This is a genomic window from Micromonospora sp. CPCC 205554 (genome assembly GCF_036902745.1).
GTDB lineage: Bacteria > Actinomycetota > Actinomycetes > Mycobacteriales > Micromonosporaceae > Micromonospora > Micromonospora tulbaghiae.
On sequence record NZ_JBAKHP010000002.1, the window covers coordinates 429,746 to 443,572 of the forward strand.

The following is a 13,827-nucleotide window of genomic DNA, read 5'->3' on the forward strand; positions in this document are numbered from 1 at the left end:
CCCTGACGGGCAAGTCGCGGAAGATCAGTCCCAGCAGAGGCAGAACGGGTGACCGGCCGGGTCGGCGTAGACCCGGAAGCCCTCGCCCTCGCCCGGCAGCCGCCGCGCGCCGAGCGCCAGTGCCGCCTTCTCGGCCGCCTCGATGTCGTCGACTGTCACGTCGAGGTGGAACTGCTGCGGCCGGGCCGGGTCGGGCCAGTCGGGGGCGCGCAGGCCGGGCGCCCGCTGGAAGGCCACCCGCGGCTGGTGCCCGGGCGGGCCGCCGAGCACCACCCACTCGTCGCCGTCGGAGTTCTCCTCCACCAGGGGCAGGCCGAGCAGCTCCGAGTAGAAGGCGGCGAGCGCGTGCGGATCGGGGCAGTCGATCACTGTGGAACGCAGTCGTCCAATCATGCCGGTCATCGTGCCCGGCGGGTACGACGGAAAAACGTCACTCCTCGGCGAGCCGCCGGCCCGCGTCGCGGCAGGCGGTGAGCACCGCGCGGGCGTACGCCGGGGTGGCGCCGGCCAGGCCGCACGCGGGGGTGACCACCACCTGCTCGGCCAGCCGGCGACGGGGGAAGCCGAGCTGGTCCCAGACCCGCCGGATGCGGTCGGCGACCTCAGCCGACGTCGGCGCCCGGCCGGACGGCGGCGGCAGCGTCGGCGCGGCGCCGGCCAGCAGCCCGAGCCCGGCGTCGATCGCCTCGCCGAGCGGGTCGAGGTCGGTGACGAGCGACAGGTCGAGCGCGACGCCAACCGCCCCGGCGGACCGGATCAGCTCCAGCGGGGCGTCCGGCGCGCAGCAGTGCACCAGCGCCGGGACGCCGGCCGCCTCGATCACGTCGTGCAGCAGCCCTCGCGCCACCTCGGTCTCCACCGGACGGTGGGTGCCGAAGCCGCTCTCGGTGGGCACCCGCCCGGCCAGCACCGCCGGCAGGGACGGCTCGTCGATCTGGAGCAGCACCGAGGCGCGGGGCAGCCGCCGGGTCACCGCCTCGACGTGCCCGCGCAGTCCTTCGCCGAGCGAGCCGCCGAGGTCGCGTACCGCGCCCGGGTCGCGCAGCATCCGGCCGCCGATCGGCAGCTCCAGCGCGGCGGCGAGGGTGAACGGACCGGCGGCCTGGACCTTGACCGGTCCGGCGTACTCCTCGGCCTGCTCGGCGAGCTGGTCGAGGTCGCGTTCCATCAGGTCGCGGGCGCGGCGCAGGTCCCGGCCGGGGCGCGGGGCGATCCGCCAGCGGGCCGCGTACAGCTCGACCGGGAGTTCGACGAGCAGACCGGCGGTGCGGCCGACGATGTCCGCGCCCGGCCCGCGGGCGGGCAGCTCGGGCAGGTGCGGCAGGGCGGGCAGCTCGCCGAGCACGATCCGCTGCGCCTCGGCGATGTCGGTGCCGGGCAGCGACCCGATCCCGGTCGCCGCGCCGGTGGGCCAGGGCCACGCCTGCTCAGTCACGGCCGCAGCCTATCCGCTGCCCGTCGCCGGTCAGGCAGCGGTGATGGTGGCGGAGCCGAGGACCACGTCGCCGGCCGGGTCCGGCCGGTAGGCCACGATCGCCTGGCCGGCCGCGACACCCCGGACCGGGCGGCGCAGCGACGCCCGCAGCCCGTCGGCGTCGACCTCGACGGCGGCCGGCACCACGTCGCCGTGCGCCCGGAGCTGCACCTCGCACTCGACCGGCCCGTCCGGGCGCGGCCCGCCGGTCCACACCGGGCGGGTGGCACGCACGTCGGAGACCTCCAGCGCCTCGGCCGGGCCGACCGTCACGGTGTTCGTGGTCGGGGTGATGGAGAGCACGTAGCGGGGCCGGCCGTCCGGCGCCGGGCGGTCCAGGTGCAGGCCACGCCGCTGCCCGACGGTGTACTGGTAGGCGCCGCTGTGGCTGCCCACCACCGCGCCGGTGAGCGCGTCCACCACCTGGCCGGGCGCCTCGCCGAGCCGCTCGGCCAGGAAGCCGCGGGTGTCGCCGTCGGCGATGAAGCAGATGTCGTGCGAGTCCGGCTTGTCGGCCACGGCGAGGCCGCGCCGGGCGGCCTCCGCGCGCACCTCGGCCTTCGTCGAGTCGCCGAGCGGGAAGATCGACCGGTCGAGCTGCGCGCGGGTCAGCACCGCCAGCACGTACGACTGGTCCTTGGCCGCGTCCACGCTGCGCCGCAGCAGGCCGTCGGGGCCGAGCCGGGCGTGGTGGCCGGTCACCACCGCGTCGAAGCCCAGGGCCACGGCCCGGTCCAGCACCGCGGCGAACTTGATCTTCTCGTTGCAGCGCAGGCAGGGATTCGGGGTACGCCCCGCGGCGTACTCGGCCACGAAGTCGTCCACCACGTCGTCGTGGAACCGGTCGGCCATGTCCCACACGTAGAACGGGATCCCGAGCACGTCGGCGGCGCGCCGGGCGTCCCGGGAGTCCTCCAGCGTGCAGCAGCCCCGGGCGCCGGTGCGGTACGTCTGCGGGTTACGGGCCAGCGCCAGGTGCACGCCCGTCACGTCGTGCCCGGCCTCGACCGCCCGTGCCGCCGCGACGGCGGAGTCCACCCCGCCCGACATCGCCGCCAGAACCCTCACCGGCCCACTCCCCTCGTCCTCACCGAGGGTATCCGGGTCAGCGGGGCGTGCGGAGGGCGGCCGCGCGGCGGGCCCGCTCCACCGCGGCCGGCAGCGCGGCGATCAGCGCGTCCACGTCCGCGCCGGTGCTCGTGTGCCCGAGCGTGAAGCGCAGCGAGGACCGGGCCCGGTCGTCGTCGGCGCCCATCGCCAGCAGCACGTGCGAGGGCTGGGCCACCCCGGCCGAGCAGGCCGACCCGGTCGAGCAGGCGATGCCCTGGGCGTCCAGGAGCAGCAGCAGCGCGTCCCCCTCGCAGCCGGGGAAGGAGAAGTGCGCGTTGCCGGGGAGCCGGTCGGCCGGATCGCCGTTGAAGATCACCTCGGGGACGGCCTGCCGGACCCGCTCGACCAGCTCGTCGCGGAGCGCGGCGACGCGGGCGGCGTACTCCTGCTGGCCCTTGACCGCGCTCTCGACGGCGACCGCGAACGCGACGATGCCCGCCGTGTCGAGCGTCCCGGAGCGCACGTCGCGCTCCTGGCCGCCGCCGTGCAGCAGCGGGGTGGCCGCCACGTCGCGGGCCAGCAGCAGCGCGCCCACACCGGCCGGGCCGCCGAGCTTGTGCCCGGTCACGGTGAGCGCCGACACGCCGCTGGCGGCGAAGTCGACGGGTATCTGCCCGACCGCCTGGATGGCGTCGGTGTGGAACGGCACACCGTGCTCGGCGGCGACGGCGGCCAGCTCGGCCACCGGCTGGACGGTGCCCACCTCGTTGTTCGCCCACATGGCGGTGACCACCGCGACGTGCTCACCGTGCTCGGCCAGCTCGGCGCGCAGTCGCTCCGGATCGAGCCGCCCGGCCGCGTCGACCGGAAGCCGGCCGGCCTGCGCGCCCTCGTGCTCGACCAGCCAGTCCACCGCGTCGAGGACGGCGTGGTGCTCGACGGCGCTGGAGACCACCCGGACCCGGTCGGCGCGGGCGGCGCGGCGGGCCCAGAAGACGCCCTTCACGGCGAGGTTGTCGCTCTCCGTGCCGCCGCCCGTGAAGATCACCTCGGAGGGGCGGGCGCCGAGCGCGGCGGCCACCCGCTCGCGGGACTCCTCCACCCGTCGCCGGGCCCGGCGACCCGCCGCGTGCAGCGACGAGGCGTTGCCGACCTCGCGGGCGACAGCGACGTACGCCTCGAGTGCCTCGTCCAGCATCGGGGTCGTCGCCGCGTGATCAAGGTATGCCATCACGGTTCAGCCTAACGGCCTGCGTACCCGGCACCGGGGGCCGGACCGCCCCGTCCCACCCGGGGCGGTCCGGCCCGCTCATGCGGGAACGCCACGATCACGCGGGAACGGCCGTGATCACGATGTTGTCCCGGTAGCTGCGGGTCTTCGCGTCGAACGGCCCGCCGCAGGTGATCAGCGTGAGGCGGGGCTTGCCGTCGCGGGCGAAGTACCGCTCCAACGGGATCTTCGACTTCCGGTACTCCTCCCGGGCCACCACCCGGTACGAGCGCTCGCGGCCGTCCGAGCCGGTGGCGGTGAGCTCGTCCCCCCGGCCCAGCTCGCGGAGCCGGAAGAACGCCCCCTTTCCCTGCTCGGCGCTGTCCACGTGCCCGGCGATCACCACCGAGCCAGCGTCGGCCTCCAGGCCCGGTCCGTAGCGGTACCACCCGACCTGGTCCACGCTGGGCGGCACCTCGAACTCGTCGGTGCGCTCGTTCACGCCCACCGGATTCACGGTGGCGGTGACCCGGATCGGCGGGATGCTCAACTTCACCGGCGGCACGATCTCGGTATCGGCGGGCAGCGTGCCCGGGTTCACCGGGACCGGACCGCCGCCGGTCGACGCCGGGGGCGACGTGGGCGTCGCACTGGCCAGGGCCGCCACCTCGTCGCCGCCGACGTCCCCGGCGGGCTCGGAGCCGCACGCCACCACTGTCGCCAGGGTGAGCGCGGCGGCGCCGGCGGCCATCGCCGCCAGCGCCCCGCGATTGCGCACCGTCACCGGCGACCGGCCCGGGCGGTTGCCGCCACCCGCGCCCCGCCGCCGACCAGGAGCAGCACGCCGGCCCCGGCCAGCACGTACCACCAGGTGTCCACGCCGGTGCCGGCCTGACCGCCGGTGCCGCTGGGCACGCCGCCCGGCGCCGAGTGCAGGCCGTTGATGGTCTGGGCCACCACGCTCAGGTTCTTCGCCTCGGCCGAGCCGATCGCGTAGACGATGGTGGCGGTGCCCTCCTTCAGGTTGAGGTCGGCCGGGCCGATGGCGACGGTGTCGGTGCCGGCGAGCACCACGTCCGCCTTCACCGAGCCGGCGGCCACGTCCGCCTTGGCCTCCTTCGGGTTGGTCAGGCCCTCGAAGACCGGCTTACCGCCGGCCCGCACGTCGACCGCCGGCGCGGCGGCGGTGTGCCGGACGATCAGCCGGGCCTTGCCGGCGCCCACCTTGGACACGTCGTTGACGAACGGGGTGATCTGCGGCTCGCCGGCGGCGCTCAGGTGGGCGGCGAGGCTGATGTTCGCCCCGCCCGGCACCTCGGCGTCGTCCACCTTCAGGATCGCCTTGTCGATCGCCTCGCCCGGCTTGGTCAGGGCGATGTCGTACTCCCCCTCGGGCAGGGTGAGCGGGCCGGCGACGTCGCCGGGCTTGAAGTTGTTCAGCGTCTTCTCGCCGTTGACGTACACGTCGACCGGGGTGTCCGGGATGCCGTGGACCACGGAGACCTTCGACGAGGCGGCGTAGGCCGGGCTCATGGTGGCGGCGCCGACGCCGGCGAAGGTGAGGGCGGCCACCGCGCCGCCCGCGGCGACCCGACGGAACATCGCGTACTGCATTGTCTGCCTCCTGGTGGTTGATGCTGATTCGTCAGGCCTGGCTTGCAGAACGGGTTACGCCGGCTCCGTCGCCCCCGGATGCGCCCGGATCCGATTTCTTTTTCCCGTCTCCGGGCGCATCCGCCGGACCCTCCGGCGACGAAGGAGAGGTGACGAGGGTCGTGACGGACACACCGGGAGAGTGGGGCGGGGGCTGTGGGAGTTACAGTCGGGCATGCCCCACGGAAGGCGAGCCGCCCGGTGACGGCGGCCAGGCAGGGCCCCGAACCGCCAGGCGAGGACGACCTCGCCACCCGGTTCCGCGACGGCGACGAGGCGGCCCTGCGAGAGGCGTACGACAGGTACGGGCGAGCGGTGCTGCACCTGGCCACCACGACGCTCGTGAACCGCAGCGACGCCGAGGACGTGACCCAGGCGACGTTCGTCGCCGCCTGGCTCGGCCGGGAGACGTTCGACCCGGCGAAAGGCTCACTGGTCGGCTGGCTGCTCGGGATCGGGCGGCGCAAGGTGGTCGACCGGATCCGGGCCGCGGCCCGCGAGACCCGGGTGGTCGAGACGGTGAAGCAACTGCCGGAGCCGGTCTCCACCGGCCCCGACCCGGACACCGTGGTCGACCGGCTGGTGGTCGCCGACGAGCTGGCCCGGCTCCCCGACGAACAACGCCGGATGCTCGAGCTGGCGTTCTACGACGACCTGACACACCAGCAGATCGCGGCGGTGACCGGAGTGCCGCTCGGCACCGTCAAGAGTCACATCAGACGCGGCATGCAGAGCCTGAAACGCAGATGGGAGGTGGACGGTGCAGCACCTGGACCACGACCGGCTGGTCTTTCTGGCGCTCGGTGAGAGCGAGGCGGCTGACGGCGAGGCCACCCATCTGGACACCTGCGACCACTGCCGGGGCGAGATGGAGACGCTCCAGCACGTCGCCGGGCTCGGCGCCGGCACCCAGGGCCTGGCCGAGCTGCCCGACCCGCCGGAGCACATCTGGCAGGGCATCGTGGCCGAGATCCGGGCCGCCGAGGAGCTGCCGGCGCTGACCGAGCGTCGCCTGCCGCGCCCCGCCGACCCGGTGGAGCCGGCCGCCGTACCCGTCGTGGCACGTCGTCCGCGGCGGAGCCGGCGCTGGCCGGGGTGGGCGACCACTGCGGTCACCGCCACCGCCGCCGCGGTGATCGGCGTGGCCGGCACGGCCGCGGTGCTCGGCGGTGGCGGCGGCGAGCCGACCGATCCGCAGCCGCCCGTGGTGGCCAGCGCGCCGCTCGCCGCGTTCGGTACGACGCCGAAGGACGCCTCCGGCGACGCCCGGGTGCTCGGCGACCACCGGTTGCATCTGCACGTGGCGAATCTCCCGAGCGTTCCGGGGTACTACGAGGTCTGGCTGATCGATCCGAACACGATGGAGATGTTCTCCGTGGGTACGCTGAGCAACGGCTCGGGGGATGCGCTCCTGCCGATCCCCCCGAACGTCGACCTGCGTACCTACACCGTGGTCGACGTCAGCGCGGAGCAGTACGACAACAAGCCCGGCCACTCCGGCGACAGCCTGCTGAGGGGCACCCTGACGGGCTGATCGGCGGGCCGGCTCAGCTCCCCGGCCCGCCGATCAGCTCCCCACGAGGAAAGGCCGCCGCCCGGTGCACCGGGCGGCGGCCTTTTTCACGCGACGCTCACTTGCGCTTGCGGATCTCCTCGGCGGCCTGCGGGACGACCTTGAACAGGTCGCCGACCACGCCGTAGTCGGCCAGCTCGAAGATCGGCGCCTCGGCGTCCTTGTTCACCGCGACGATGGTCTTCGAGGTCTGCATGCCGGCCCGGTGCTGGATCGCGCCGGAGATGCCCAGCGCGACGTAGAGCTGCGGGGAGACCGTCTTGCCGGTCTGACCGACCTGGAACTGGTGCGGGTAGTAGCCGGAGTCGACGGCCGCGCGGGACGCGCCGACCGCGCCGCCGAGCAGGTCGGCCATCTCCTCGACCAGCTTGAAGTTGTCGGCGTTGCCGACACCGCGACCGCCGGAGACGACGACCGACGCCTCGGTCAGCTCGGGGCGGGAGCCCTTCTGCTCGGCGACCCGCTCGACGACCTTGGCGAGCTTGTCCGCGTCGGTGACCGACACGGTGAGCTGCTCGACGGCCGGGGTGGCCGCGGCCGGGGCCGGGTTGAGCGAGTTCGGCCGGACGGTGACCAGCGGCAGGCCCTTGGTGACCTTGGACTTGACGATGGTGGAGCCGGCGAACGCGACCTGGGTCGCGGTGCCGTCGGCGGCCAGGCCGACCACGTCGGTCAGGATGCCGTTGTCCAGCTTGACCGCGAGGCGGGCGGCGATCTCCTTGCCCTCCTGCGACGAGGCGAGCAGCACGGCGGCGGGCTGGACCCGCTTGACCAGCTCGGCGACCACCGTGGCCTTCGGGGCGACCAGGTAGCCGTCGATCTCCTCACCCTCGGCGGCGTAGATCTTCTCCGCGCCGTACTCGCCCAGCTTGGCGCTCAGCGCCTCGGCGGCACCCGCGCCACCGAGGACGACGGCGCTCGGGGTGCCCAGCTCGCGGGCGAGGGTGAGCATCTCGAGGGTGACCTTCTTGACGCCGAACTCCCGGGTGGCTTCGACGACGACGAGAACCTCAGACATGTCCCAGACCTCTCACACGAACTTCTCGGTGGCGAGGAACTCGACCAGCTTCACGCCGCCCTCGCCCTCGTCGGTGATCTTCTCGCCGCCGGAGCGCGGCGGGCGCTTGGAGTGCTCGACCACGGCGCTGGTGGCGCCGTCGAAGCCCACCTCGGCCGGGGCCACGCCCAGGTCGCCCAGGGAGAGCGTCTGCACCGGCTTCTTCTTGGCGGCCATGATGCCCTTGAAGGACGGGTAGCGCGGCTCGTTGATGGTGTCCCAGACGGAGACCACGGCCGGGGTCGAGGCGGTGACCACCTCGTAGCCCTCCTCGGTCTGCCGCTCGACGGTCAGGTTCGCGCCGTCGACGGTGAGCTTGCGGGCACCGGTCAGGGCGGCCACGCCCAGCCGCTCGGCGATCATGTGCGGCATGACCTGGACCCGGCCGTCGGTCGACTCGGCGCCGCAGATGACCAGGTCGGCGCCCAGCTGACCGAGGGCGGCGGCGAGCACCTTCGAGGTGGCCACGGCGCAGGAGCCGTGCAGGGCGTCGTCGACGACGTGGACGGCCTTGTCCGGGCCCATGGAGAGCGCCTTGCGGATCGACTCGGTCGCCCGGTCCGGACCCATGGTCAGGATGGTGACCTCGCCGCCGTGCGCCTCCTTGATCTTCAACGCCTCCTCGATGGCGTACTCGTCCATCTCGTTGATGACGTTGTTCGCCGAACCGCGGTCGACGGTGTTGTCGTCAGAACGCAGGTTGCGGTCCGCGCCCGAATCGGGCACCTGCTTGACGAGTACGACGATGTTCATCGCGCTTCGACGACCCTCCTGTTTGGTGTAGCGATCACTCGCCCGGTCACGGGCGCAGCCTCCCGCGCGACGCAACGTGGGTCAACCGCGGGCAGCTGTGCACTTCCCCACGAGCGCAATGTTACCCGCAAGTAGCATGGCCACCCCGGCGGGCCGGAGTGACGCAACTCACCAACCGTCACGCCGCCTCGGTCAGCGCCTGCCGGATCTTCTCGATCGCCGCCGCCTCGGCCGGCTCGATCCCCCGGTGCGCCTGCGCCACCCGCTCCGCCGCGGCCAGCACCACCGACCGGTACGTATCGACGTCGCCCGGCGACTTGGCGCGCAGGATCTCCACCGACCGGCCCAGCGCGGGCAGCACCACCGATTCGATCTCCATGACCGAGTCCCGGGGGAGCTGCGGCAGCGGCCCGGTGGTCAGTGCCTCCTTGACCACGCCCCCCACCTCGGCGAGCGCGCCGGAGGCGGCGAAGCTCTCCCGCACCATGGCCAGCACCCCCGGTACGGCGTTGGAGACCAGGAACACGGCACCGAACGCGCCGGTCTTCAGGGTGAGCCGCTCGTCCGCCGTCAACCGTTCCATGATCACGGAGTGTAGACGTAGGGCGTGGAGGTGGTGACCGCAACGAGCCCGAGCCGCTCCAGGATGGGCCGGCTGTCCGGCGAGCAGTCCACCTGGAGCAGCGTCTTGCCGCGCTGCTGCGCCAGCCGCGCCCGGTGCGCCACGAGCGCCCGGTAGATGCCCTTCTTTCGCCATTGCGGCAGCGTCGACCCGCCCCAGAGGCTGGCGAAGCCGGTGCCGCGCTGGTAGCGGATCCAGCCCGCGCTGACCACCGTCTCCCCCGCCTCGGCCACCACCACCGTGATCGACTGCGGGTCCGCCTCGATCTCCCGGAGCAGGCCGATCACCAGGTGGCTGCGGTCGTCGTGCCAGACCTCCTCCTCCATCGCCGCGATCCGCTCCAGGTCGGCCCGGCCGGTGACCTCGCGCAGGCGTACCCCCTCGGGGAGCACCGGAACGGCGGCGGCGAGCGGCGCGACCGGGCCGACCACGACGGTCTCCTGGTCCTCCGGGACGAACCCGGCGGCGCGCAGCCGGTCGCCCAGGTCGGCCGGCTCGTCGTGACCGGCGAGCTTCCACTCGACCGACTCACCCCGGGCCCGGAAGACCTCGACCTGCCGGGCGATGAGCGCGTCCAGCTCGCCGCCGGCCAGGCCGTCGAGCGTCCGGTAGGTGAGGAAGCCCCGGTGGTCGAGGCCGAGCACGCGGAACAGCGGGCCGTCACGCTCCACCGTCACCCCGTCCGGCAGCGGGTCCGGCAGCTCCGGTCGGATCTGGCTGTCGTAGGCGTCACGCAGCTCGCGCGCGTCAAGATCGGTCATCCCCCCAGGCTAGGCGCGGGGCAAAGCGGATAATCGGCAGCGTGTGGGAGTCGATCAAGAGCTGGTTCGACCCGCGTGAGCTGCGTTCGGTCGGCACCCCGCCGGACTACCGCTTCTCGCTGGCGAACGAACGGACGTTCCTGGCCTGGCTGCGAACAGGTCTCGCGCTGGTGGCGGGCGGGCTGGCCGCCGCGCAGTTCCTCCCGCCGCTGCGCCTGGCCCACCTGCGCGAGGCGCTCGCGGTCGCGCTGCTGCTGCTCGGCGCCACCGTCTCGATCCGGGCGGTCGACCACTGGGCGCGCACCGAACGCGCCATGCGGCTCAACGAGGAGCTGCCCGCGTCCCGCTTCCCGGCCGTGCTGGCGCTCGTCGTCGCGGTCGGCGCGCTGCTGCTGGTGACCGCCGTGCTGCTGGGCGGCGCGCGGTGACCCGTGACCCCGGCCTGCAACCCGAGCGCACCCGGCTGGCCTGGCGGCGGACGCTGCTCACGCTCACCGCGGTGCTGCTGCTCCAGCTCCGGCCGGCGTTCAGCGGCCGGGCCGTGGACGCGGCGCCGGCCGGGGTCGCGGTCCTGGTCTGGCTGGCCGTGCTGGTGGTGACGTGGCACCGGGCCACCGGCACCGGACCGCGCCGGCTCGACCGCTGGTCGGTGCCGCTGACCGCGCTCGGCGCGGCCGGGCTGGCGGTGCTCGGCGTGGCGCACGTGCTCGGCGGGGTGCGCTGACGTGCGGCGGTGAGCCATCATGAGGCATGGCCCGCCTCTACGTGCTGCTCTTCCTGGTTCAGATCGTCCTCGCCGTGTGCGCGCTGATCAGCTGCCTCTCCGCCGACGAGGAGAAGGTCAAGGCGCTGCCCCGGATGATCTGGGTGCTGATCATCCTCTTCTTCCCGCTGGTCGGCTCGATCGCCTGGTTCCTGGTGGGCCGCGAGCGCCCGGCCGGGACCGCCGGCGTCACCGGCATCACCCGTCCCGCCGCCCCGGCCCGCCGCCCGCTCGCACCGGACGACGACCCGGAGTTCCTCGCCTCGCTCGACGAGCGGTCCCGCCGCGAGGACCAGGAACGGCTGCGGCTGTGGGAGGAGGACCTGCGCCGCCGCGAGGAGGAGCTGCGCGGCCGCCCGGACGACCGGGACCGCCCCGAGGTCTGAGACGCGCCGCGGGCCGCCCGCCGGTCACCCGGCGGACGGCCCGCACGCGCCGTGTTCAGGCCAGGTTCGACGAACGGGGGTACGCGTCCGCGGGGTCGGTCAGCACGTTCACCAGGTACGGCACGCCCGAGTCGAACGCGCGCCCCAGCGCGGGCCCGAGGTCGGCCGCCTTCTCCACCGTCTCGCCCGCACCGCCGAGCGCCTCGACCACCTTGTCGTAACGCAGGCCGGGCTGGAGGTCGGCGGCCACGTCGTAGCCGTACATCGCCCGCATCGGGTGCTTCTCCAGCCCCCAGATGCCGTTGTTGCCGACCACGATCACCACCGGCAGCTTCTGCCGGACCAGCGACTCCACGTCCATCAGCGAGAAGCCGGCCGCGCCGTCGCCCATCAGCACGCAGATCTGCCGGTCCGGGTGGCTGACCCGGGCGCCCATCGCGTAGCCCATGCCGGTGCCGAGGCACCCGTACGGGCCGGGGTCGAGCCAGGTGCCGGGCTGGGCCGGCTCCAGGTACCGCCCGGCGTACGACACGAAGTCACCGCCGTCGCCGATGGTGATGGCGTCCGGGGCGAGCACCTTACGCAGCTCGCCGTAGATCCGGGCCGGACGGATCGGGTCGCTCTCGGCGGCCATCTCCTCCGCGTCGCGGGTCTTCGCCGCGTCCTCGGCGGTCCGCAGGTCGGCGATCCAGTCGGCGTGGTCGGCCCGGTCACCGGCGTGGTCGGCGAACGCGCCGAGGATCAGCCGCAGGTCACCGGCCGGCGCGGCGGCCGGCTGCACGTGCCCGGCCCGCTGGCTGGGCGCGTCCACCACGTGCACCACCTGGGCGTCACCGAAGTCGCCGAAGGAGAGCCGGAAGTCCAGCGGGGTGCCGATCACCACGACCACGTCGGCGCCCTTGAGCGCGACCCGGCGGGCCTTGGCGAAGGCGAGCGGGTGCTCCGGCGGCAGCGCGCCCCGGCCCATGCCGTTGGTGAACACCGGCACCCGCAGCGACTCGGCGGCGGCGCGCAGCGCCTCGACGGCGTCGCCCGCGTACACGTCGGAGCCGGCGATGATCACCGGACGGGACGCGCCCGCGATCAGGCGGGCCGCCTTCGCCACCTCGTCCGGGTCCGGCTCGATCGGCGCCGGCGGCGTGACCGCCGGCAGGTCGGCGTCACCGACCGAGAAGACCGCCTCCAGCGGGAAGTCCAGGAAGACCGGGCCGCGGTGCGGGGTGAGCGCGGTGGTCAGCGCCGCCGACACCGCGCGGGGGATGTCGTCGGCGCTGAACACCGTCTCGGCGTGCTTGGTCACCGGCGCGACCAGCGGCAGGTGGTCCATCTCCTGGAGGCTGCCCGAGCCCCAGCGGAACTGCGGCGCCCGCCCGCCGAGCACCAGCACCGGCGAGGCGTTGAAGAACGCGCTGGTCAGGCCGGAGACGCCGTTGGTGACGCCGGGGCCGGCGGTGAGCACGGCCAGGCCGGGGCGGCGCTGGAGCTTGGCCACCGCCTCGGCGGCGAACACCGCGGACTGCTCGTGCCGCACGTCGTAGAGGGGGAAACCCGCCTTGTGCGCGGCGTCGTAGAGCGGGAAGACGTGCCCGCCGGACAGCGTGAACATCTCCCGTACGCCGTGCGCGCGTAGTGCCGCGAGTGCCAGATCGCCCCCGTGGCCCTCGATCCGCTCCGTCATGCCATTCCCCTTCGTCGACCGACCGGGGTCACGCTACTGGCCGGTATCGCGGATGTGAACAGCTCTCGCGTCAGCGTCCGGTGAAGCCCGGCTTGCGCTTCTCCACGAACGCGGTCATGCCCTCGCGCCGGTCGTCGGTGGCGAACAGCGCCGCGAAGAGCTGGCTCTCCCAGGCCAGGCCCGAGGTGAGGTCCATGTCCAGACCCGCGTCCACGGCCGCCTTCGCCGCGCGCAGCGCCTGCGCCGGCCCGGTCAGGAACGGCTTCACGTACGCCACGGCGGCGTCGTAGACCTCGGCGGCCGGGACCACCCGGTCGGCCAGGCCGATCCGCAGCGCCTCGGCGGCGTCGACCATCCGCCCGGTCATGATCAGGTCCTTGGCGCGGGACGGGCCGACCAGGCGGGCCAGCCGCTGGGTACCACCGGCGCCCGGGATGATGCCGAGCTTGATCTCCGGCTGGCCGAGCTTGGCGTCCTCGGCGACGATCCGCCAGTCGCAGGCCAGCGCCAGCTCGCAGCCGCCGCCGAGCGCGTACCCGGTGATCGCGGCCACGACCGGCTTGGGGATGCGGGAGATCGCGCCGAGCGCGCTGGACAGGTCGGCGGCACGCTCCGCCATGTCCACGTAGGACATGTCGGCCATCTCCTTGATGTCCGCGCCGGCCGCGAAGACCTTCTCGCCGCCGTACACGATCACGGCGCGGACCTCGGCGTCGGCGGTGGCCGCCGACGCGGCGGCGCGCAGCTCCTCCTGCACCTGGGTGTTGAGCGCGTTCATCGGCGGCCGCTCCAGCCGGATGGTGCCGATGCCGTCCTTCACTTCCAGCCTGACGAACTCGCCCACGCT

17 protein-coding genes are annotated in these 13,827 nt (G+C 74.0%); 5 read left to right on the plus strand and 12 right to left on the minus strand.

From position 1 onward, the window contains the following. Positions 1-24: 24 nt before the first annotated feature. From V6U82_RS05040 to V6U82_RS05065, 6 genes are all read right to left on the minus strand, one after another. A complete protein-coding gene (locus tag V6U82_RS05040; RefSeq protein ID WP_184682833.1) occupies positions 25-393 on the minus strand; it encodes a VOC family protein in 369 nt (122 codons plus the stop codon). A gap of 37 nt (positions 394-430) precedes the next feature. Beyond that, positions 431-1,435: a methionine synthase gene (locus V6U82_RS05045; RefSeq protein ID WP_334459461.1), complete on the minus strand. Its 1,005-nt coding sequence runs from the start codon at positions 1,433-1,435 to the stop codon at positions 431-433. 30 nt (positions 1,436-1,465) lie between these two features. Further along, positions 1,466-2,542 carry a tRNA 2-thiouridine(34) synthase MnmA gene (gene mnmA / locus V6U82_RS05050; RefSeq protein WP_334459462.1) on the minus strand — a complete coding sequence of 359 codons (1,077 nt, stop codon included), beginning with the start codon at positions 2,540-2,542 and terminating at the stop codon, positions 1,466-1,468. A gap of 37 nt (positions 2,543-2,579) precedes the next feature. After that, positions 2,580-3,755, minus strand: coding sequence for a cysteine desulfurase family protein (locus V6U82_RS05055; protein ID WP_334459463.1), 1,176 nt, complete (start codon positions 3,753-3,755; stop codon positions 2,580-2,582). A gap of 97 nt (positions 3,756-3,852) precedes the next feature. Beyond that, positions 3,853-4,518, minus strand: a complete 666-nt coding sequence (locus tag V6U82_RS05060; RefSeq protein ID WP_334459464.1) for a class F sortase — start codon at positions 4,516-4,518, stop codon at positions 3,853-3,855. After that, a complete protein-coding gene (locus V6U82_RS05065; protein ID WP_334459466.1) occupies positions 4,515-5,348 on the minus strand; it encodes a DUF4397 domain-containing protein in 834 nt (277 codons plus the stop codon). Before V6U82_RS05065 ends, V6U82_RS05060 begins: the two co-directional genes overlap by 4 nt. A 240-nt stretch (positions 5,349-5,588) precedes the next feature. Here V6U82_RS05065 and V6U82_RS05070 point away from each other — a divergent pair, with 240 nt between their 5' ends. Together V6U82_RS05070 and V6U82_RS05075 are read left to right on the plus strand one after the other, a co-directional pair. After that, on the plus strand, positions 5,589-6,194 hold the full coding sequence (locus V6U82_RS05070) for an RNA polymerase sigma factor (RefSeq protein WP_120571328.1): 606 nt from the start codon (positions 5,589-5,591) through the stop codon (positions 6,192-6,194). After that, positions 6,148-6,921 carry an anti-sigma factor gene (locus tag V6U82_RS05075; protein WP_047893164.1) on the plus strand — a complete coding sequence of 258 codons (774 nt, stop codon included), beginning with the start codon at positions 6,148-6,150 and terminating at the stop codon, positions 6,919-6,921. Before V6U82_RS05070 ends, V6U82_RS05075 begins: the two co-directional genes overlap by 47 nt. Before the next feature lie 97 nt (positions 6,922-7,018). On the opposite strand, the gene V6U82_RS05080 is transcribed toward V6U82_RS05075, so the two are convergent. The 4 genes from V6U82_RS05080 to V6U82_RS05095 all read right to left on the minus strand — a co-directional run bounded on the left by V6U82_RS05080 (position 7,019) and on the right by V6U82_RS05095 (position 10,153). Then, the gene (locus tag V6U82_RS05080; protein ID WP_047893165.1) at positions 7,019-7,978 is read right to left on the minus strand and encodes an electron transfer flavoprotein subunit alpha/FixB family protein; all 960 of its coding nucleotides are present in this window, start codon (positions 7,976-7,978) and stop codon (positions 7,019-7,021) included. 12 nt (positions 7,979-7,990) lie between these two features. Next, positions 7,991-8,770, minus strand: coding sequence for an electron transfer flavoprotein subunit beta/FixA family protein (locus V6U82_RS05085; protein ID WP_047893166.1), 780 nt, complete (start codon positions 8,768-8,770; stop codon positions 7,991-7,993). Positions 8,771-8,948: 178 nt separating this feature from the next. Then, positions 8,949-9,353, minus strand: a complete 405-nt coding sequence (locus V6U82_RS05090) for a hypothetical protein (RefSeq protein ID WP_047893167.1) — start codon at positions 9,351-9,353, stop codon at positions 8,949-8,951. A 2-nt stretch (positions 9,354-9,355) separates the two neighbouring features. Beyond that, a complete protein-coding gene (locus V6U82_RS05095) occupies positions 9,356-10,153 on the minus strand; it encodes a GNAT family N-acetyltransferase (protein WP_047893168.1) in 798 nt (265 codons plus the stop codon). A 41-nt stretch (positions 10,154-10,194) separates the two neighbouring features. Here V6U82_RS05095 and V6U82_RS05100 point away from each other — a divergent pair, with 41 nt between their 5' ends. Genes V6U82_RS05100 through V6U82_RS05110 form a run of 3 tightly spaced genes read left to right on the plus strand, consistent with a single transcriptional unit; the run spans position 10,195 to position 11,302 of the window. After that, positions 10,195-10,581: a YidH family protein gene (locus tag V6U82_RS05100; RefSeq protein ID WP_047893169.1), complete on the plus strand. Its 387-nt coding sequence runs from the start codon at positions 10,195-10,197 to the stop codon at positions 10,579-10,581. Continuing rightward, the gene (locus V6U82_RS05105; RefSeq protein ID WP_334459469.1) at positions 10,578-10,877 is read left to right on the plus strand and encodes a DUF202 domain-containing protein; all 300 of its coding nucleotides are present in this window, start codon (positions 10,578-10,580) and stop codon (positions 10,875-10,877) included. The genes V6U82_RS05100 and V6U82_RS05105 overlap by 4 nt, the downstream gene beginning before the upstream one ends. 26 nt (positions 10,878-10,903) lie before the next feature. Further along, complete coding sequence (locus tag V6U82_RS05110) at positions 10,904-11,302, plus strand: PLD nuclease N-terminal domain-containing protein (protein WP_334459471.1); 399 nt, start codon at positions 10,904-10,906, stop codon at positions 11,300-11,302. A 55-nt stretch (positions 11,303-11,357) separates the two neighbouring features. Here the strand turns inward: V6U82_RS05110 and V6U82_RS05115 are convergent, their stop codons facing one another. Continuing rightward, complete coding sequence (locus V6U82_RS05115) at positions 11,358-12,980, minus strand: acetolactate synthase (RefSeq protein ID WP_334459473.1); 1,623 nt, start codon at positions 12,978-12,980, stop codon at positions 11,358-11,360. 70 nt (positions 12,981-13,050) lie between these two features. Beyond that, positions 13,051-13,824 (minus strand): enoyl-CoA hydratase/isomerase family protein, encoded by a 774-nt coding sequence (locus V6U82_RS05120; RefSeq protein ID WP_334459476.1) that lies wholly within the window; start codon positions 13,822-13,824, stop codon positions 13,051-13,053. Between the last annotated feature and the right edge of the window lie 3 nt (positions 13,825-13,827).